Genomic DNA, 19,287 nt, shown 5'->3' on the forward strand with positions numbered 1-19,287 from the left:
TCGATCTCCTGTCAGATCAGCCGTAGCGGCCGGTAATGTAGTCTTCAGTCTGCTTCTGCGTCGGTTTGGTAAACAGCGTGTCGGTGTCGCTGAACTCAATCAGCTCGCCCAGATACATAAAGGCCGTATGGTCAGAGCAACGTGCCGCCTGCTGCATGTTGTGCGTCACGATCACCACGGTGTAGTCCTGCTTCAGCTCGGTGATCAGCTCCTCGATACGCCCCGTCGAGATCGGGTCCAGCGCCGAGCAGGGCTCATCGAGCAGTAACACTTCCGGGCGAATCGCGATGCCGCGCGCAATGCAGAGACGCTGCTGCTGACCGCCGGAGAGACTGTAACCGCTCTGATGCAGCTTGTCTTTGGTTTCATTCCACAGTGCCGCTTTGGTCAGCGCCCACTGCACGCGCTCATCCATATCGGCACGTGACAGCTTTTCAAACAGGCGCACGCCAAAGGCGATGTTGTCATAGATCGACATCGGGAACGGGGTCGGCTTCTGAAAGACCATGCCGACCCGGGCGCGCAGCAGCGCAATATCCTGCTGGGCCGTCAGAATATTTTCGCCATCCAGCAGAATGTCCCCTTCGGCCCGCTGCTCAGGATAGAGGGAGTACATTTTGTTAAAGGTACGCAGCAGGGTCGATTTACCGCAGCCCGATGGCCCGATAAATGCCGTCACCTGATTCTTAGCGATATCCAGGTTGATGTTCTTCAGCGCATGAAACTTACCGTAATAGAAGTTCAGATTACGGACCTGAATTTTATCGGCTGATGCCGTCGCGATACTCATCATTCATCTCTCTTATACGGCGCCGCAGCGGGCCGCGCCGGAAGTTAACCGTGTTTGCCTTTGGCGAAAATCACCCGCGCGACAATGTTCAGCAGCAGCACGCACAGGGTAATAATCAGCACGCCCGCCCAGGCCAGGCTCTGCCATTCGGCGAACGGGCTCATGGCGAACTTAAAGATGGTGACCGGCAGGTTGGCCAGCGGCTGCATCATGTCCGTGCTCCAGAACTGATTCGAGAGCGCGGTAAACAGCAGCGGAGCCGTTTCCCCGGCGATGCGGGCGATGGCCAGCAGCACGCCGGTGATGATGCCGGAGACGGACGCCTTCAGGGTGATGGCCGAGATCATCTTCCACTTCGGCGTGCCCAGGGCGTAAGCCGCTTCACGCATGCTGTCTGGCACCAGACGCAGCATGTTTTCGGTGGTACGAATCACAATCGGCACCTGCAGCAGCGCCAGCGCTATCACCCCGGCCCAGCCGGAGAAGTGCTGCATCTGCGACACCACAAGGGTGTAGACGAACAGGCCGACCACAATCGACGGTGCCGACAGCAGAATGTCGTTAATGAAGCGGATCACCTCTGACAGGGCCGACTTGCGCCCATATTCCGCCAGATAGATCCCGGCCAGAATCCCCAGCGGCGTACCAAAGAAGGTCGACCAGAAAATCAGTAATCCACTCCCGGCCAGGGCATTCGCCAGCCCGCCGCCCGCGGTGTTCGGTGGCGGGGTCGATTCGGTAAACAGGGACCAGGAGAGGCCATCCACGCCGCGGGAAACCGTGGTGAAGAGGATCCACACCAGCCAGAACAGGCCAAACGCCATGGTCAGCAGCGACAGCGTCAGCGCGATCTTATTTTTGGTGCTGCGCCAGGACTGCATTTTACGGCGTGAAGCGTCCAGTTCGGCACGCGCCTGGATTTCAATCGTGGTCATGAGCGCGCTCCTTCACTTTTCGCCAGGCGCATAATCATCAGCTTGGAAATCGCCAGAACGATAAAGGTAATCACAAACAGGATCAGCCCCAGCTCCATCAGCGCGGCAACATGCACGCCCGACTCCGCCTCCGCAAACTCGTTGGCCAGCGCCGAGGTAATGCTGTTACCCGGCATAAACAGCGACGGGCTGTCGAGCTGGTAGGTGTTGCCGATAATAAAGGTGACCGCCATGGTCTCACCCAGTGCACGTCCCAGTCCCAGCATGATGCCGCCAATCACGCCGTTTTTGGTAAACGGCAGGACGATGCGCCAGATCACTTCCCAGGTGGTGCAGCCGATGCCGTAGGCGGACTCTTTCATCATGACCGGCGTCTGCTCAAAGACGTCGCGCATCACGGAGGCGATGTAAGGGATGATCATGATGGCCAGAATCACCCCCGCCGCGAGAATACCGATACCGAAAGCGGGGCCGGAGAAGAGCGCGCCGACAATCGGAATGCCTGACATGACGTCGTTGACCGGCGTCTGAAAATATTCGGCAAACAGCGGGGCGAAAACAAACAGGCCCCACATGCCATAAACGATGCTCGGAATCGCCGCCAGCAGTTCAATAGCGGTGCCCAGCGGACGACGCAGCCAGCCGGGTGCGAGTTCAGTCAGGAACAGCGCGATACCAAAACTGACCGGCACGGCGATAATCAGCGCGATAAGGGAGGTCACCAGCGTGCCGTAGATCGGTACCAGAGCACCAAATTCTTCATTGGGCGCATCCCAGGTTTTGGTCCACAAAAAGGCGAAACCAAACTTCTGGATGCTGGGCCACGAGGAGATGATCAGGGAGACGATAATGCCGCCCATCAGTAACAGGACAATCAGCGCAGCCAGCCGGACCAGTGCACCGAAAATTTTGTCACCCTGTTTGCCTGGGGCTTTGAAAGCCGGCTTCGTTGCAGCCATAGAAGTCTCAGTCTTCAGAGGTTATCGGGGCGGCATGACGCCGCCCGCTGGGTCTGACCGGACTACCGTCCGGTCAGGGTCGTTCAATTACTGATAAAGCGCTTTACCAGAACTGTCTTTGATGTTGGCTTTCCATGCGGCACGGATCTGTTCGGTTACGCTCGCAGGCAGCGCCGCATAATCCAGCGCGTTAGCCGTTTTGCCGCCGCTTTTGTAAGCCCAGTCGAAGAACTTCAGCACTTCAGCGCCTTTGGCCGCATTCGCCTGATCTTTGTAGATCAGAATGAAGGTGGTGGAGGAGATAGGCCAAGCATCTGCACCCTTCTGGAAGGTCAGATCCTGGGCAAACGATTTGCTCCAGTCAGCGCCTTTCGCAGCATTGCTGAAGCTGGTTTCGTTTGGCGCGACCGCTTTGCCATCGGCATCCATCAGTTTGGTGTAGGTCAGGTTATTCTGTTTGGCGTAGGCATATTCCACGTAGCCGATTGAACCCGGCAGACGCTGAACAAAGGCGGCGACACCGTCGTTGCCTTTCCCGCCCAGACCGACCGGCCAGTTAACGGTGTTCCCTTTACCGATTTTGCTGTTCCACTCCGGGTTCACCTTCGCCAGATAGCTGGTGAAGACGAACGAGGTGCCTGAACCATCAGCGCGACGCACCACGTTGATGTTGGTCTCTGGCAGTTTTACGCCCGGGTTAAGCTTGGCAATTGCCGGGTCGTTCCACTTTTTAATGGTGCCGAGGTAGATATCACCGACGGTTTTGCCATCCAGCGTCAGCTGGCCTGACTTGATGCCTGGCAGGTTAACCGCCAGTACCACGCCACCGATGACGGTCGGGAACTGGAACAGGCCATTTTTCTGCAGATCTTCCTCTTTCATAGGCGCATCGGACGCACCGAAATCCACGGTTTTGGCGATGATCTGTTTGACACCACCGGATGAACCGATGCCCTGGTAGTTAATTTTGCTACCGGTGGCTTGCTGATATTCTGCTGCCCACTTGGCATAAACCGGTGCCGGGAATGTCCCGCCAGCGCCCGTGAGATCGGTGGCCGCAAAAGCAGATACCGCGCTGACGGCGAAGGTGGTGGCAAGAATTCGGGCTACGGTGCTACGCATCAGTGTCATGTTCCCTCCAGGGGAGAAAAGTCAGGCTCGGGGCCGTTTTAGTAAGAGTCAGTGATTGCTGCAGGAGGGAAAATAGGACAGTTTGATGACAGTGAAATGTACGAAATATGACAGTTATATGACAGTACGCAAAAATGAAGTGGGCCCACTCGGGGCCCACCTGATTATTCCACGGTAACCGATTTGGCCAGGTTACGGGGCTGGTCGACGTCGGTGCCTTTGATCAGGGCGACGTGATAGGAGAGTAACTGCAACGGCACGGTGTAGAAGATCGGCGCAATCACCTCTTCGACATGCGGCAGCGGGATAATCTTCATCCCATCACTGTCGCTGAAGCCGGCATCCTGGTCGGCAAAGACATAGAGCAGGCCGCCACGGGCGCGCACTTCTTCGATGTTGGATTTGAGCTTCTCCAGCAGTTCGTTGTTGGGTGCCACAACGATGACCGGCATATCGGCATCAATCAGCGCCAGCGGGCCATGCTTCAGTTCGCCAGCGGCGTAAGCTTCCGCATGGATGTAGGAGATCTCTTTGAGCTTCAGCGCCCCTTCCATAGCGATCGGATACTGATCGCCACGTCCCAGGAACAGCGCGTGATGCTTGTCAGAGAAGCCTTCGGCCAGATTCTCAATCAGCTTATCCTGCGCAAGCATCTGCTCAATCCGGCTGGGAAGCGCCTGCAGCGCGTGCACGATCTCATGCTCGGTGTCGGCGGACATCCCTTTCAGACGGCCCAGTTTCGCCACCAGCATCAGCAGGACGGCGAGCTGCGTGGTGAACGCCTTGGTCGACGCGACGCCGATTTCCGTGCCCGCTTTGGTCATCAGCGCCAGGTCCGACTCGCGCACCAGCGACGAACCGGCCACGTTGCAGACCGCCAGCGATCCCAGGTAGCCCAGCTCTTTCGAGAGGCGCAGCGCCGCCAGGGTGTCGGCGGTCTCGCCCGACTGCGACAGGGTGATCAGCAGGCTGTTTTTGCGCACCGCTGACTTGCGGTAGCGGAACTCCGAGGCGATCTCAACATCACAGGGGATGTTGGCCAGCGACTCAAACCAGTAGCGTGACACCATGCCAGAGTTATAGGAGGTGCCGCAGGCGATAATCTGGATATGCTCGACCTGGCTCAGCAGCGCCTCGGCACCCTCACCCAGCTCGCTGAGATCCACCTGCCCCTGGCTGAAGCGACCGCTCAGGGTACTTTTCAGCGCCATCGGCTGTTCATAGATCTCTTTCTGCATGTAGTGACGGTAAATGCCTTTGTCACCGGCATCATATTGCAGGTTCGACTCAATCTCGGCGCGCGTCACGCTGTTGCCTTCACGATCGATTACCGTCACGTCGCGGCGGCTGATCTCGGCGATATCGCCCTCTTCCAGATAGATGAAGCGACGGGTGACCGGCAGCAGCGCCAGCTGATCGGAGGCGATAAAGTTTTCACCCACGCCGCGACCGATGACCAGCGGGCTGCCGGAACGGGCCGCCACCAGCCGTGAAGGATCGCGGCTGTCCATGATGACCATGCCATAGGCACCGCGCAGCTGCGGGATCACGCGCAGCACCACGTCACGCAGCGATCCACCCTGCTTCTGCTCCCAGTGAACCAGATGAGCCACCACTTCCGTGTCGGTTTCAGAAACGAAAACGTAGCCGCGTTCGATCAGCTCCGCGCGCAGCGGCTCATGGTTTTCGATAATGCCGTTGTGCACGATGATGATATGTTCTGAGACGTGCGGATGCGCATTCGCTTCCGACGGCTCGCCATGGGTTGCCCAGCGCGTGTGCGCGATGCCGGTGCCCCCAATCAGCGGCTGCTGTTCAGCAGCTTCCGCCAGTTTCTGCACCTTCCCTAAACGCCGCAGGCGCGTAACGTGCCCCTGACGATCGACCACGGCCAGACCGGCCGAATCATATCCGCGATATTCAAGACGACGCAGACCTTCCAGCAGAATCTCTGCGATATCGCGCTGTGCTACTGCACCAACAATTCCACACATAATGATGTTTTCCTGACTACATGGCTTTTCGCCACTTTCGTTGTCATGCGACCTGATATCCGGCTTTGCCGGTTCCCCGAGCCTTGTAGAGAGTGGGGATTATAGTTTTGGCACTGCACTGTACCGGCCCGCATAAAGCGGGCCGTTAAAAATTTATTTTTTCTTCACCGGACGCTGCCAGTCCGCTTTGTGATTCTGCTCTTTGCGGTTGTAGACCAGCCCGGCTTCGGTCACATCCTTCATGATGGTGGTGCCTGCCGCGATAGTGGTGCCTGCTGCCACGCTGACCGGGGCCACCAGCTGGGTATCTGAGCCGACAAAGACGTCATCGCCAATCACGGTCTTCGATTTGTTCGCGCCGTCATAGTTACAGGTGATGGTGCCTGCACCGATATTTACGTTGTCGCCGATCTCCGCATCGCCGAGATAGGAGAGGTGACCCGCTTTCGATCCTCTGCCCAGACGCGCTTTTTTCATTTCGACGAAGTTACCCACGTGGGCGGCGTGCGCCAGATCGCTGCCGGGACGCAGACGGGCAAACGGCCCGACGGTAACGGCGGTCGCGAGGGTGGCATCCTCGATCACGCTATAGGGGCTGATTTCGCAATCGTCGCCAATCACGCTGTTTCTGATGATGCAGCCCGCACCGATTTTCACGCGTGCGCCCAGCGTCACCTGACCTTCAATAATGACGTTGGTGTCGATCTCCACATCCCGCCCATGCGTCAGCGTTCCGCGCAGGTCAAAACGGGCCGGATCGCGGAGCATCACGCCCGCCAGCAGCAGTTTTTCCGCCTGTTCCGCCTGATAAGTGCGTTCTAAGGTCGCCAGCTGCAGCCGGTTGTTCACCCCGTCGGTTTCACTGATACGCGCCGGATGAACGGCATTGATCGTCCGCCCTTCCTGATGCGCCAGCGCAATAATGTCGGTGATGTAATATTCGCCCTGCGCATTATTGTTGGTGAGCTGCGCCAGCCAGCGTTTTAAATCGCCGCCGTTGGCAATCAGGATACCGGTGTTGATTTCGGTAATGGCAAGCTGTGCCGGGCTGGCATCTTTCTGTTCGATGATGCCGGTGATGGTGCCGTTCTCACGCACAATGCGCCCGTATCCGGTGGGGTCGTCCAGCACCACGGTGAGTAACCCGATACCGCCCTGCGGTCTGGCTTCGCGCAGCCGCTTCAGGGTCTCCTGGGAGATCAGCGGCACGTCACCATACAGCATCATGATCTCTTCATCATCGGCAAACGCAGGCGCAGCCTGCTGCATCGCGTGGCCGGTGCCAAGCTGTTCAGCCTGCAGCACCCAGTTGAGTGCACTATCAGTGAGGGTTGCTTTCAGGCGGTCGCCGCCGTGACCATAAACCAGATGGATGTGCTGTGCGCCCAGCCCTTTGGCGGCGTCAATGACATGCTGAACCATTGGTTTGCCTGCCAGCGTATGCAGAACTTTCGGCAGATCGGAATACATACGGGTGCCCTTGCCAGCAGCAAGGATCACCACACTCATCGCACTGTTAGACATAACTATCCTGAGTGAATTTTTACGGGTGAAAGTAAAACGGTTTAGGGGGGAGATTACTACATTTTTCTCAGGCCGAAATTAGGCGAAGAGGCCGATTTGCCATAGCAGACAAAAAAAATGCCAGCCCGAGGGCTGGCATTTCGTGACGCATAAAGCTGGATTACATCGCTTTTTTGGTCAGTTCGATCACGCGCAGTTTAGCAATGGCTTTCGCCAGCTCGGCAGAGGCCTGAGCATAGTCCACGTCGCCGTGGCTGCTGTTCATGTGCTCTTCTGCTTTGCGTTTTGCTTCCAGAGCACGCGCTTCATCCAGATCGGTACCGCGAATCGCGGTATCGGCCAGAACGGTGCTGCTGCCCGGTTGCACTTCCAGCACGCCGCCAGAGAGGTAGATATACTCCTCTTCGCCGTGCTGTTTCACGATACGGATCATTCCAGGCTTAATGGCAGTCAGCAGCGGCGCATGGCCAGGGAAAATCCCCAGTTCACCTTCGCTACCTGACACCTGAATTTTCTGTACCAGACCAGAGAACAACTGCTCCTCTGCGCTGACCACATCCAGGTGATAAGTCATAGCCATAATCTTCCTCCCGGGAAACCGTTATTACAGTTTCTTCGCTTTTTCCACGGCTTCTTCGATGGCACCAACCATGTAGAAGGCCTGCTCTGGCAGGTGGTCAAACTCACCTTCCATGATGCCTTTAAAGCCACGGATAGTGTCTTTCAGGGAAACGTATTTACCCGGTGAACCGGTGAATACTTCCGCAACGAAGAACGGCTGAGACAGGAAGCGCTGAATCTTACGCGCACGTGCCACCAGCAGTTTGTCTTCTTCAGACAGCTCATCCATACCGAGGATGGCGATGATGTCTTTCAGCTCCTGATAACGCTGCAGCAGTGACTGAACGCCACGTGCAACATCATAGTGCTCCTGACCCACAACCAGCGGATCCAGCTGACGGCTGGTAGAATCCAGCGGGTCAACGGCCGGGTAGATACCCAGAGAGGCAATCTGACGGCTCAGCGTAACGGTTGAGTCCAGGTGCGCGAAGGTGGTCGCTGGTGACGGGTCAGTCAGGTCATCCGCAGGAACGTAAACGGCCTGTACGGAGGTGATTGAACCGGTCTTGGTGGAGGTAATACGCTCCTGCAACACACCCATCTCTTCTGCCAGCGTTGGCTGGTAACCTACCGCAGATGGCATACGACCCAGCAGTGCAGAAACTTCTGTACCGGCCAGGGTATAACGGTAGATGTTATCGATGAACAGCAGAACATCGCGGCCTTCATCACGGAATTTTTCCGCCATGGTCAGACCGGTCAGTGCGACGCGCAGACGGTTACCCGGCGGCTCGTTCATCTGGCCATAGACCAGCGCAACTTTATCGATAACGTTAGAGTCGGTCATTTCGTGGTAGAAGTCGTTACCCTCACGAGTACGCTCACCCACACCGGCAAACACCGAGTAACCTGAATGCTCAGCCGCGATGTTACGGATCAGTTCCATCATGTTGACGGTTTTACCCACACCCGCACCACCGAACAGACCGACTTTACCGCCTTTCGCAAACGGACACATCAGGTCGATAACCTTGATGCCGGTTTCCAGCAGTTCCTGCGAGTTAGACTGATCTTCATAAGAAGGTGCCGCGCGGTGAATAGAGGCGATCTCTACTGCGCTGCCATCTTCTTCTTTCAGCTCGCCTTTCATATCGATTGGCTCGCCGAGAACGTTCATGATACGGCCCAGGGTCGCTTTACCGACTGGAACCTGAATCGGTTTCTGCAGGTCGTTGACGCTCAGACCACGCTTCAGGCCGTCAGACGTACCCATTGCGATGGTACGCACAACGCCGCCGCCCAGCTGCTGCTGAACTTCCAGCACCAGACGTGCATCACCATTCATCACCTCGAGGGCGCTGTACACTTGAGGTACCGCGTCCTGAGGGAATTCGACGTCAACAACGGCGCCGATAATCTGGACAATCTTTCCAGTTGCCATCTTGAATCCTCTACCTAATTCCAAACCTGGTTAAACCGCGGAGGCCCCCGAGACGATCTCGGTAAGTTCCTGGGTGATGCTGGCCTGACGAGCTTTGTTGTACACCAACTGCAGCTCTTTGATCAGATTTCCGCCGTTATCGGTTGCGGCTTTCATCGCCACCATACGTGCGGCCTGCTCACTGGCCAGATTTTCCACCACACCCTGATAAACCTGCGATTCGACATAACGACGCAGCAGGGTATCCAGCAGCGCTTTCGGATCGGGTTCGTACAGGTAATCCCAGGTCTTCGCCTTCATCTCTTCTTCACCTTCCGCTGGCGCTAACGGCAGCAGTTGGGTGATGGTCGGAGTCTGAGACATGGTGTTATTGAACTTGTTACTGACGATCATCAGCTTGTCGATGCGGCCTTCATCATAAGCCTGCAACATCACTTTTACCGGGCCAATCAGGTCAGACAGGGCAGGTTTATCGCCCATGCCGCTGACTTGCGCCACGATGTTGCCACCCACAGCACTGAAGAATGACGCCCCTTTTGAACCGATAATCGACAGATCGCTCTGCACGCCTTTATCGGACCAGGACTTCATATCCGCCAGTAATTTTTTGAACAGGTTAATGTTCAAACCACCACAAAGCCCGCGGTCTGTTGAAACGACCAGGTAGCCGACGCGCTTGACGTCGCGCTGTTCCAGGTAAGGGTGCTTGTATTCCAGATTACCCAACGCAAGGTGACCAATCACTTTGCGCATGGTGTCTGCATACGGACGGCTGGCCGCCATGCGTTCCTGCGTTTTACGCATCTTGGAGGCGGCGACCATTTCCATCGCTTTGGTGATTTTCTGCGTGTTTTTCACGCTTCCAATCTTGCTTCGTATCTCTTTTGCGCCGGCCATTAGCTTCTCCTCAAAGCCTTGCGGCCTGCCTTTTCAGACAAGCCGCCAGACATTACCAGGACTGGGTTGCTTTAAACGTATCGATCAGGCCTTTCAGCTTCGCTTCGATATCGTTGTTAAAGTTGCCCGACTGGTTGATTTCAGCCATCAGCTCAGCGTGGTCGCGATCGGCGAAGGCCAGCAGTGCAGCTTCAAAGCTACCAATTTTTGCCAGTTCAACGTCGTTCAGGTAGCCACGCTCGGCAGCGAACAGAACCAGACCCTGCTGCGCGACAGACATCGGCGCATACTGTTTCTGCTTCAGCAGCTCGGTCACTTTCTGACCGTGGCTCAGCTGTTTACGGGTTGCATCATCCAGATCAGAAGCGAACTGCGAGAACGCCGCCAGTTCACGATACTGTGCCAGCGCGGTACGGATACCACCGGACAGTTTCTTGATGATCTTGGTCTGTGCAGCACCACCAACACGGGATACCGAAATACCTGGGTTAACCGCCGGACGAATACCGGAGTTGAACAGGTTCGATTCCAGGAAGATCTGACCGTCAGTAATCGAGATTACGTTGGTCGGAACGAACGCAGAAACGTCGCCCGCCTGAGTTTCGATGATCGGCAGTGCAGTCAGTGAACCGGTTTTACCTGTCACCGCGCCATTGGTGAAACGTTCAACATATTCAGCGCTTACGCGTGATGCACGTTCCAGCAGACGAGAGTGGAGATAGAACACGTCGCCAGGGAATGCTTCACGACCTGGTGGACGACGCAGCAGCAGAGAGATCTGACGGTATGCGATAGCCTGCTTGGAGAGGTCATCATAGACGATCAGCGCATCTTCACCGCGGTCACGGAAGTATTCGCCCATCGCACAACCTGCGTACGGAGAGAGATACTGCAGTGCAGCAGATTCAGACGCAGACGCCACAACAACGATGGTGTTCTGCAGTGCGCCATGCTCTTCCAGCTTACGAACCACGTTAGAGATGGTTGAGGCTTTCTGACCAATCGCAACGTAGACACACTTGATGCCTGAGTCGCGCTGGTTGATGATCGCATCGATCGCCATCGCGGTTTTACCGGTCTGACGGTCACCGATGATCAGCTCACGCTGGCCACGGCCGATTGGAATCATCGCATCGACCGACTTATAACCGGTCTGAACCGGCTGGTCGACTGACTGACGGTCGATAACGCCAGGAGCAATCACTTCAACCGGTGAGAAACCGTCGTTGTCGATTGCGCCTTTACCGTCGATAGGAGCACCCAGGGTGTTCACGACGCGGCCCAGCAGGCCACGGCCTACCGGTACTTCAAGAATACGGCCAGTACACTTAACCTTCATGCCTTCGGCGAGGTCAGCGTAAGGCCCCATCACCACTGCACCAACCGAGTCACGCTCGAGGTTCAGGGCGATAGCGTAACGGTTACCCGGCAGGGCAATCATCTCACCCTGCATGACATCGGCCAGGCCGTGTACGCGGATGATACCGTCACTTACAGAAACAATCGTACCTTCGTTGTGAGCTTCGCTCACGACATTGAACTGAGCAATGCGCTGCTTGATCAGTTCGCTGATTTCGGTGGAATTCAGTTGCATATGCTCCAGTCCCCTTAAGACTGCAAGACGTCAGCCAGACGGTCAAGACGGCCGCGTACGCTGCCATCAATAACCAGATCACCCGCACGGATGATCACGCCTGCCATCACAGACTTATCAATTTTGCAATTCAGCTTAACTTTGCGTGACAGACGTTTTTCCATCGCGGCGCTGATTTTATTCAGCTGGTCGTCACTCAGCGTACTGGCGGAGATAACATCAACTTCAGCGGTGGCTTCATGAGCGTCACGCAGTTCGATGTATTGGGCCAGTACAGCCGGAAGCGCTGTCAAACGTCCGTTTTCCGCCATCACCTTAATCAGGTTCTGCGCGGGTTCATCCAGTTGATCACCACAGACTGCGTTAAACGACGCTGCCAGCGCTTCCGGTGCTAACGCACCAGAGAGAAGATCAGCCATCTGTTCATTGCGAGCCACTTCTGCGGCGAACGCCAGCATCTGTTGCCAGCGTTCAATACTTTGATGCTCAACAGCAAAGTCAAAAGCTGCTTTGGCGTAGGGGCGAGCTACAGTAATCAGATCAGACATCAGCCCCTCCCTCCTTACAGTTCAGCGACCAGTTTATCAACGATGTCGCTGTTAGCAGCTTCATCCACGGAGCGTTCGATGATCTTCTCGGCGCCAGCCATAGCCAGCAACGCGACTTGCTTACGCAGTTCTTCACGTGCACGTTTACGTTCGGCGTCAATTTCCGCCTGCGCTTGTGCCACGATACGATTACGTTCGTTTTCAGCTTCGGTTTTGGCTTCGTCCAGAATCTGCGTGCGACGCTTGTTCGCCTGCTCGATAATGACCTGAGCGTCTTCTTTGGCTTTTTTCAGCTGGTCGGTCGCATTAGCCTGCGCGAGATCCAAATCTTTCTTCGCACGTTCAGCAGAAGCAAGGCCTTCAGCAATTTCTTTCTGGCGCTTTTCGATGGCAGCCATAATCGGCGGCCATACGTACTTCATGCAGAACGCGACAAACAGGATGAACGCGATAGCCTGGCCGAGGATTGTTGCATTAATGTTCACAGCACAATGCCTCTAGATTGAGTATTTAACTTTTCTGCCGTTATCAGCGATAAGCGGCAGAATCCGTTCACCCCTGCACATTGTGCGCTGAGTGAACACAGGGCTTTAGGCGACAGCAAACATCACGTACAGACCCAGACCAACAGCGATCATCGGGATTGCATCCACCAGACCCATTACAACAAAGAACTGCGTACGCAGCAGAGGAATCAGGTCAGGCTGACGAGCAGCGCCTTCCAGGAATTTTCCTCCGAGGATGCCGATACCGATCGCAGCACCGATTGCCGCCAGGCCCATCATCACAGCGGCAGCCATGTACAGCAGATCCATATTCAGGTTTTCCATGACAGTCTCCAGTTTGTTTCAGTTAAATGCTCCCTTCATCTTCCGGGCTTCAGCGGCGTGCGCTGCCACCCGGAATCAGGAGGGAAAGTAGTGTTGAGAAAAAAATCAATGCTCTTCAGATGCCATCGACAGATAGACGATCGTGAGGACCATGAAAATGAAAGCCTGTAGCGAAATGATCAGGATGTGGAAAATGGCCCACGGCACATTCAGCACCCACTGTGACCACCACGGCAACAGACCGGCAATAAGGATAAAGATCAGTTCACCCGCATACATGTTACCGAACAGTCGTAAACCCAGTGACACAGGCTTAGACAGCAGGCTTACACCTTCCAGAATCAGGTTGATCGGGATGAAGATCGGGTGGTTAAAAGGCTGCAGCGTCAGCTCTTTCGTGAAGCCGCCAATGCCTTTCATTTTGACGCTGTAGAACAGAATCAAAATAAATACGCCCAACGCCATAGAGAGCGTGATGTTCACGTCTGCAGACGGTACGACGCGCAGCGCCGGTAACCCCAATACGTGCTCGCCGATATAAGGCAGCAGGTCGATTGGCAGCAGATCCATGAAGTTCATCAGGAAGACCCAGACAAAGATTGTCAGAGCCAGCGGGGCGATAAGTTTGCTCTTACCGTGATACATGTCGCGCACGTTACTATCAACGAAGCCGACAACCAGTTCGATAGCCGCCTGCATTTTCCCTGGCACACCGCTGGTGACAGACTTCGCCACGCTACGGAACAACACCAGGAAGATAACTCCCAGCACCAGAGAGAAAAACATGGAATCGATATTTAATACCCAGAACGTCGCGGGAGCGTCGTGCGGATTCACTAACTCGAAGGTACGCAGGTCCAACTGAAGATGAGTCAGGTGGTGACCAATGTACTCTTGCGGAGTAGAGATTTCTCCTGCAGCCATGATGCCTCTTACCCTTTGTTGTTAATTACCGCCGGTGCCAGCATGTGTACCACCAGCACCGATAACCAGGTTATTCCGACCGGCCAGAAGACCGCGCCGAATAGACCCAACGCCACAATGAGCAAAATGATGGTCGCAAACACTTTGGCTATTTCACCTAAAGCGAAGCTCCACGCGACTCGCCCCGAAGCGGGGGATTGCCCCTGCAGGCGCCAGGCTAAAAACAAAAACAATACGTTTGGCAGCCAGGCTGCCGCTCCGCCAGCAAGAGCAGAGACACCCCACGTGACATCTTTAACAGCAAAGAGTGCGCCGATGATGACTATCGTCACCAGCTGAATCATCAGCACCGTTCGGGCGAATTTCACACTGTAAAGAGACACTGACATGACGCTGATACTCTCCTGCCCCATCAGGGGTATGTCGCGTGTCGTATAAGACTGCCTTTGCGCAGTTGAGTCAAGCAGCAAAAGCCGTGCAAATTATACGGGCCGCACCTGCGATTTCAATCGGTAAGTAGCGAAAAGGTGAACAATTATTTAAATTTCTTTCCGGAGGGCTATTTTTCCAAAGATTACCCTGCCGGAATTCATCTGAATCGGACTGAAAATTCACTGGCGTCTTGCTTTTAAAGCGTGCTTTAGATCACATAATAAGCACCTGCGCAAGAATGAGTTTTATCAGGGTGCTATTTCAGCGCCCGGCCTGCATCGGTTAAGGCTAGTGGAATCAGCCACTTAAAATTAGATCGCTGTAGCGGAAAGCGTAATTTCCCGGAAAACAGGCTATTGACATCGAACTGTGCCTGAGAATCGTGAAACTGATATTACGCACGGCAGGTTATTACCGCGATATATTTTCTGACGTGACTATTTTTATTCCGCTACCCGGCTATACAAGTGATATTTCTGATAACTAAATGTGAATTAAAGGTTAAATGTAACAGAGCTTTTCGGATAATTTCCATCGGCCTTTTTAACCTTCTTACCGCGCGCGTTTAATCAAAAACTTTTATCACGCCGATCTCGTCTGCGTTTTTTTTAATCAGCCGCCTGAGAGGGCCTGAGGCTGAAACGCGCTAAGACCCTGCTGACGATAAGGTTACTGGTGACGCAGAATGACCAGGTGGCGGTCACCGTCCAGCTGAGGCACCTGCAGTCTGATGACGGAATCTACCCCAAAGCCCGCCGGTAAAGCGGCAATTTCATCGTCTGGTTGCACCCCTTTCAGCGCAAAGAAGCGCCCTTCCCTTCCCGGCAGATGATGACACCAGGTCACCATATCGGTCAGGGAGGCAAAAGCACGGCTGATCACCCCGTCGAACGGGGGTTCCGCCGGGAAGGTCTCTACCCGGCTCTGAACCGGCGTGATGTTAGTAAGTCCTAACTCATGCTGAACCTGACGCAGGAACCGGACCCGCTTGCCCAGACTGTCGAGCAGCGTAAAGTGCGCATCCGGCATGACGATAGCCAGCGGAATGCCTGGCAGACCCGGTCCGGTGCCAACATCAATAAAACGTGCGCCCTGAAGGTGCGGCGCCACCACGATACTGTCGAGGATATGACGCACCAGCATCTGCTGCGGATCGCGGACGGAGGTCAGGTTGTAGGCTTTGTTCCACTTATCCAGCAGGCCGACATAGGCAATCAGCTGCTGTTTTTGTTGATCGGAGAGGGAAATACCGGCTGCATTGAGCAGCGACGTGAGTGTGTTAATCACAGCATAAGTCCATTCAGCGGGGGCGAGTCTCCTCGCCCCGTTTAAGATCAGGCGCTTTTGCGCAGCAGACCCTGTTTTTTCAGGTAAATAAGCAGAATCGAGATGGCCGCCGGGGTAATACCGGAAATGCGCGTCGCCTGCCCGATCGACGTCGGCTTGTGATCGTTCAGCTTGGCAATCACCTCATTGGAGAGTCCATTCACCTGGCGATAGTCGAGCTCAACCGGCAGCAGCGTGTTCTCATTACGCAACTGACGATCGATCTCTTCCTGCTGACGCGCGATGTAGCCTTCATACTTCACCTGAATCTCAACCTGCTCAGCGGCCTGCTCATCAGCCAGTGCCGGGCCGAAGGCCTCCAGCGCCATCAGCTTCAGATAGGTCATCTCTGGACGACGCAGCAGATCTTCACCACTCGCTTCTTTGGTCAGCGGCGCGCTGAGCACCGTATTGACGTCGGAAACGTGTTCGGATTTCGGATGAACCCAGATATCACGCAGACGCTGACGCTCCTGCTCAATCGCTTCCAGCTTCTGGTTGAAGCGCGCCCAGCGTGCATCATCGACCAGACCCAGTTCACGACCGGTTTCGGTCAGACGCAGATCGGCATTGTCTTCGCGCAGCATCAGACGGTATTCGGCACGGGAGGTAAACATGCGGTACGGCTCTTTGGTGCCGAGCGTACAGAGGTCATCAACCAGCACGCCCAGATAAGCCTGATCGCGACGCGGTGCCCAGCCTTCTTTGTCAGCAGACTGACGGGCGGCGTTCAGACCGGCCAGCATCCCCTGCGCAGCGGCTTCTTCATAACCGGTTGTGCCGTTGATCTGTCCGGCAAAGAAGAGGCCGTCGATAAACTTACTCTCCAGCGTCGGTTTGAGATCGCGCGGATCGAAGAAGTCATACTCGATGGCATAACCCGGACGCACGATCTTCGCATTCTCCATCCCCTTCATTGAGCGGACGATCTGCATCTGCACGTCAAACGGCAGGCTGGTAGAGATACCGTTCGGGTAGATCTCATTACTGGTCAGCCCTTCCGGCTCCAGGAAGATCTGATGCGAGTTACGATCGGCAAAGCGCATGACTTTGTCTTCGATCGACGGGCAGTAGCGCGGGCCGATCCCTTCGATGATCCCGGCGTACATCGGGCTGCGATCCAGATTTTCGCGGATCACGTTGTGGGTTTTCTCGTTGGTATGGGTGATCCAGCACGGCACCTGCTGCGGATGCTGAGCGGCACTGCCCATAAACGAGAAGACCGGCATCGGGTTATCCCCATGCTGCGGGCTCAGCACTGAAAAATCGATGGTGCGAGCGTCAATGCGCGGCGGCGTGCCGGTTTTGAGGCGGTTTACCCGCAGCGGCAGCGCGCGGAGTCGTTTTGCCAGCGGAATGGACGGGGGATCACCTGCGCGACCGCCACTGTAGTTGTCCAGACCGATATGAATTTTGCCGTCCAGGAAAGTTCCGACGGTCAGTACCACGGTTTTCGCGCGGAACTTCAGTCCCATCTGAGTTACGGCACCCACCACACGATCGTTTTCAACGATGAGATCGTCGACCGCCTGCTGGAAGATCATCAGGTTGGGCTGGTTCTCCAGGGCAGTGCGTACCGCCTGGCGATAGAGCACGCGGTCGGCCTGAGCACGGGTGGCCCGCACCGCCGGCCCTTTGCTGGCGTTTAGTATCCTAAACTGGATACCGGCCTGGTCGATCGCATGGGCCATCAGACCCCCCAGGGCATCCACTTCCTTCACCAAATGTCCTTTGCCAATGCCACCGATCGCCGGGTTGCAGGACATTTGTCCAAGCGTATCAATGTTATGGGTGAGTAACAGGGTTTGCTGACCCATTCGGGCTGCCGCCATTGCGGCTTCGGTGCCCGCATGACCACCACCAATTACGATGACGTCAAAAGGATCCTGATAAAACATGAAGTGGTACCTCGGTTGATGAACGTGCAGGATCGTCGTCCTGGGGCGTGGATTCTACTCAAATTCCGTCTGGGGTGAAAGCCGCGGGATCGTCCGGTTTTAAAAGAAAGGATCTTAGATCTGTATATGATCTTTCTGTTAGATCTCTTATTAGGATCCCGGCCTCCTGTGGATATGTGCCAGAAGCATTGCATAAACAACAGGATGGGCAGGATCACTAGCTGTGAGTGATCGGTGATCCTGATCCGTATAAGCTGGGATCAAAACCTTAGGTTATACACAGCTCAAAAAACATGCATCGGTTGTTCTTTGGATAACTACCGGTTATACGCAGTAAAAGAGGGTAGTTATCCACAAAATAAACGAGCGGAAAAGGATAAAATCAGCATCTTCCACTGGGGATCGTCACTATTTCGCGATCCCCGTCCGCGATTCAGATCGCGTTTTTCCACGTTTCCAGCCAGGCCTCTGCCGGATCTTCAGGGATCTCATGCTCCAGCACGTCAATCTCCAGACGATCGCCTATCCGCTGCGCCCCCTGTGCGGTCAGCAGCGCATCAATCTGGCGGATCGCGCCGCAAAAGAGATCGTACTCATGGTTGCCGAGTCCGACAGCGCCAAAGCGAACCTGAGAAAGATCGGGCTGGCTGTCGCGGATGGCTTCAGCGAGTGGCAGCAGATTGTCAGGAATATCGCCGGCACCATGCGTTGAGCAGACCACCAGCCAGATACCGGTCTGCGGTACCTCATCCAGCTCCGGGCCATGCAGCAGCTGCGTGGAGAAGCCTGCTTCCTGTAATTTTTCTTCCAGATGTTCAGCCACATACTCGGCGCTTCCCAGAGTACTGCCACTGATTAAGGTAATATCGGCCATCTTGCTCTCCCGGACAGTAAGGCGAGCATTGTACGCTGTGATCAAGCGGTGATCCACCTGTGGACAACAGGGTTAATGGATCGGGAAAGGCGAACGCAGCCGTTGCCAGCCGCCACATTCGTCAGGGATAAGATTATGCACAGGGGAAGGAACGATCAGGGCTTGATGGTACGCATGATCGGGTTTTGCAGCGAGATCAGGGTTTCGGTTGACTGAATTTCATCAATGGTCTGGATCTTGTTGATCAGCACCTGCTGCAGGGCATCGATTGACCGGCACATCACCTTAATAAAGATGCTGTAGTGACCGGTGGTGTACCAGGCTTCAACCACCTCATCCAGCGCATCCAGTTTGCTCAGCGCCGCCGGATAGTCACGCGCGCTCTTCAGGATAATGCCGATAAAGCAGCAGACATCAAACCCCAGCTGGCGCGGATCGATATCCACCCGCGTGCCGAGGATAATACCCGCCTGCTTCATCTTCTCCACGCGCACATGAATGGTGCCGGGACTGACATTAAACTGCTTTGCCAGCTCGGCGTAAGCGGTGCGCGCATTCTCAAGCAGGGCATTCAGAATGCCGCGATCCAGATTGTCGAGCTGCAGATGTTCGGCCATGGCCATCCTCGT

19 protein-coding genes are annotated in these 19,287 nt (G+C 55.4%); all 19 read right to left on the reverse strand.

Features of this window, described 5'->3' with window-relative positions; genetic code table 11:
• Positions 1–16 precede the first annotated feature (16 nt).
• Positions 17–790 carry a phosphate ABC transporter ATP-binding protein PstB gene (gene pstB / locus OJ965_RS02745; protein WP_265139298.1) on the reverse strand — a complete coding sequence of 258 codons (774 nt, stop codon included), beginning with the start codon at positions 788–790 and terminating at the stop codon, positions 17–19.
• A 44-nt stretch (positions 791–834) separates the two neighbouring features.
• Positions 835–1,725 carry a phosphate ABC transporter permease PstA gene (pstA, locus tag OJ965_RS02750; protein ID WP_009088221.1) on the reverse strand — a complete coding sequence of 297 codons (891 nt, stop codon included), beginning with the start codon at positions 1,723–1,725 and terminating at the stop codon, positions 835–837.
• Positions 1,722–2,684, reverse strand: a complete 963-nt coding sequence (gene pstC, locus OJ965_RS02755; protein ID WP_009088219.1) for a phosphate ABC transporter permease PstC — start codon at positions 2,682–2,684, stop codon at positions 1,722–1,724. The genes pstA and pstC overlap by 4 nt, the downstream gene beginning before the upstream one ends.
• A gap of 87 nt (positions 2,685–2,771) precedes the next feature.
• Positions 2,772–3,815 (reverse strand): phosphate ABC transporter substrate-binding protein PstS, encoded by a 1,044-nt coding sequence (gene pstS, locus OJ965_RS02760; RefSeq protein ID WP_154929059.1) that lies wholly within the window; start codon positions 3,813–3,815, stop codon positions 2,772–2,774.
• Between the two features lie 164 nt (positions 3,816–3,979).
• Positions 3,980–5,809, reverse strand: coding sequence for a glutamine--fructose-6-phosphate transaminase (isomerizing) (gene glmS, locus OJ965_RS02765; RefSeq protein WP_265137734.1), 1,830 nt, complete (start codon positions 5,807–5,809; stop codon positions 3,980–3,982).
• Positions 5,810–5,962: 153 nt separating this feature from the next.
• Complete coding sequence (gene glmU / locus OJ965_RS02770; RefSeq protein ID WP_154929061.1) at positions 5,963–7,333, reverse strand: bifunctional UDP-N-acetylglucosamine diphosphorylase/glucosamine-1-phosphate N-acetyltransferase GlmU; 1,371 nt, start codon at positions 7,331–7,333, stop codon at positions 5,963–5,965.
• A 160-nt stretch (positions 7,334–7,493) separates the two neighbouring features.
• A complete protein-coding gene (locus tag OJ965_RS02775) occupies positions 7,494–7,913 on the reverse strand; it encodes a F0F1 ATP synthase subunit epsilon (protein ID WP_008926374.1) in 420 nt (139 codons plus the stop codon).
• A 24-nt stretch (positions 7,914–7,937) separates the two neighbouring features.
• On the reverse strand, positions 7,938–9,335 hold the full coding sequence (gene atpD / locus OJ965_RS02780; protein ID WP_058957193.1) for a F0F1 ATP synthase subunit beta: 1,398 nt from the start codon (positions 9,333–9,335) through the stop codon (positions 7,938–7,940).
• 30 nt (positions 9,336–9,365) lie between these two features.
• A complete protein-coding gene (gene atpG / locus OJ965_RS02785; RefSeq protein ID WP_003849534.1) occupies positions 9,366–10,232 on the reverse strand; it encodes a F0F1 ATP synthase subunit gamma in 867 nt (288 codons plus the stop codon).
• Positions 10,233–10,284: 52 nt separating this feature from the next.
• Entirely contained in the window at positions 10,285–11,826 is a 1,542-nt protein-coding gene (gene atpA, locus OJ965_RS02790) for a F0F1 ATP synthase subunit alpha (protein ID WP_009088205.1), read from the reverse strand.
• A gap of 14 nt (positions 11,827–11,840) precedes the next feature.
• A complete protein-coding gene (atpH, locus tag OJ965_RS02795; protein ID WP_009088203.1) occupies positions 11,841–12,374 on the reverse strand; it encodes a F0F1 ATP synthase subunit delta in 534 nt (177 codons plus the stop codon).
• A 14-nt stretch (positions 12,375–12,388) separates the two neighbouring features.
• On the reverse strand, positions 12,389–12,859 hold the full coding sequence (gene atpF, locus OJ965_RS02800; protein ID WP_009088200.1) for a F0F1 ATP synthase subunit B: 471 nt from the start codon (positions 12,857–12,859) through the stop codon (positions 12,389–12,391).
• 105 nt (positions 12,860–12,964) lie between these two features.
• Entirely contained in the window at positions 12,965–13,204 is a 240-nt protein-coding gene (atpE, locus tag OJ965_RS02805) for a F0F1 ATP synthase subunit C (RefSeq protein ID WP_003849523.1), read from the reverse strand.
• Between the two features lie 105 nt (positions 13,205–13,309).
• Positions 13,310–14,128: a F0F1 ATP synthase subunit A gene (atpB, locus tag OJ965_RS02810; protein WP_009088198.1), complete on the reverse strand. Its 819-nt coding sequence runs from the start codon at positions 14,126–14,128 to the stop codon at positions 13,310–13,312.
• An 8-nt stretch (positions 14,129–14,136) separates the two neighbouring features.
• Complete coding sequence (gene atpI, locus OJ965_RS02815; RefSeq protein ID WP_009088196.1) at positions 14,137–14,517, reverse strand: F0F1 ATP synthase subunit I; 381 nt, start codon at positions 14,515–14,517, stop codon at positions 14,137–14,139.
• A gap of 712 nt (positions 14,518–15,229) precedes the next feature.
• A complete protein-coding gene (rsmG, locus tag OJ965_RS02820; protein WP_265137735.1) occupies positions 15,230–15,847 on the reverse strand; it encodes a 16S rRNA (guanine(527)-N(7))-methyltransferase RsmG in 618 nt (205 codons plus the stop codon).
• A 47-nt stretch (positions 15,848–15,894) separates the two neighbouring features.
• Entirely contained in the window at positions 15,895–17,784 is a 1,890-nt protein-coding gene (mnmG, locus tag OJ965_RS02825) for a tRNA uridine-5-carboxymethylaminomethyl(34) synthesis enzyme MnmG (protein WP_009088193.1), read from the reverse strand.
• A gap of 433 nt (positions 17,785–18,217) precedes the next feature.
• Entirely contained in the window at positions 18,218–18,658 is a 441-nt protein-coding gene (gene mioC, locus OJ965_RS02830) for an FMN-binding protein MioC (RefSeq protein WP_058957195.1), read from the reverse strand.
• A 155-nt stretch (positions 18,659–18,813) separates the two neighbouring features.
• A complete protein-coding gene (gene asnC, locus OJ965_RS02835; protein ID WP_009088190.1) occupies positions 18,814–19,275 on the reverse strand; it encodes a transcriptional regulator AsnC in 462 nt (153 codons plus the stop codon).
• Positions 19,276–19,287: the final 12 nt, after the last annotated feature.

The organism is Pantoea anthophila (assembly GCF_026104315.1).
Lineage (GTDB): Bacteria > Pseudomonadota > Gammaproteobacteria > Enterobacterales > Enterobacteriaceae > Pantoea > Pantoea anthophila.

What these genes read in the sequence shown, in the direction of transcription:
- pstB (WP_265139298.1), bottom strand. Translation starts at nt 790, where the DNA reads ATGAGTATCGCGACGGCATCAGCCGATAAAATTCAGGTCCGTAATCTG.
- pstA (WP_009088221.1), bottom strand. Translation starts at nt 1,725, where the DNA reads ATGACCACGATTGAAATCCAGGCGCGTGCCGAACTGGACGCTTCACGC.
- pstC (WP_009088219.1), bottom strand. Translation starts at nt 2,684, where the DNA reads ATGGCTGCAACGAAGCCGGCTTTCAAAGCCCCAGGCAAACAGGGTGAC.
- pstS (WP_154929059.1), bottom strand. Translation starts at nt 3,815, where the DNA reads ATGACACTGATGCGTAGCACCGTAGCCCGAATTCTTGCCACCACCTTC.
- glmS (WP_265137734.1), bottom strand. Translation starts at nt 5,809, where the DNA reads ATGTGTGGAATTGTTGGTGCAGTAGCACAGCGCGATATCGCAGAGATT.
- glmU (WP_154929061.1), bottom strand. Translation starts at nt 7,333, where the DNA reads ATGTCTAACAGTGCGATGAGTGTGGTGATCCTTGCTGCTGGCAAGGGC.
- OJ965_RS02775 (WP_008926374.1), bottom strand. Translation starts at nt 7,913, where the DNA reads ATGGCTATGACTTATCACCTGGATGTGGTCAGCGCAGAGGAGCAGTTG.
- atpD (WP_058957193.1), bottom strand. Translation starts at nt 9,335, where the DNA reads ATGGCAACTGGAAAGATTGTCCAGATTATCGGCGCCGTTGTTGACGTC.
- atpG (WP_003849534.1), bottom strand. Translation starts at nt 10,232, where the DNA reads ATGGCCGGCGCAAAAGAGATACGAAGCAAGATTGGAAGCGTGAAAAAC.
- atpA (WP_009088205.1), bottom strand. Translation starts at nt 11,826, where the DNA reads ATGCAACTGAATTCCACCGAAATCAGCGAACTGATCAAGCAGCGCATT.
- atpH (WP_009088203.1), bottom strand. Translation starts at nt 12,374, where the DNA reads ATGTCTGATCTGATTACTGTAGCTCGCCCCTACGCCAAAGCAGCTTTT.
- atpE (WP_003849523.1), bottom strand. Translation starts at nt 13,204, where the DNA reads ATGGAAAACCTGAATATGGATCTGCTGTACATGGCTGCCGCTGTGATG.
- atpB (WP_009088198.1), bottom strand. Translation starts at nt 14,128, where the DNA reads ATGGCTGCAGGAGAAATCTCTACTCCGCAAGAGTACATTGGTCACCAC.
- atpI (WP_009088196.1), bottom strand. Translation starts at nt 14,517, where the DNA reads ATGTCAGTGTCTCTTTACAGTGTGAAATTCGCCCGAACGGTGCTGATG.
- mnmG (WP_009088193.1), bottom strand. Translation starts at nt 17,784, where the DNA reads ATGTTTTATCAGGATCCTTTTGACGTCATCGTAATTGGTGGTGGTCAT.
- mioC (WP_058957195.1), bottom strand. Translation starts at nt 18,658, where the DNA reads ATGGCCGATATTACCTTAATCAGTGGCAGTACTCTGGGAAGCGCCGAG.
- asnC (WP_009088190.1), bottom strand. Translation starts at nt 19,275, where the DNA reads ATGGCCGAACATCTGCAGCTCGACAATCTGGATCGCGGCATTCTGAAT.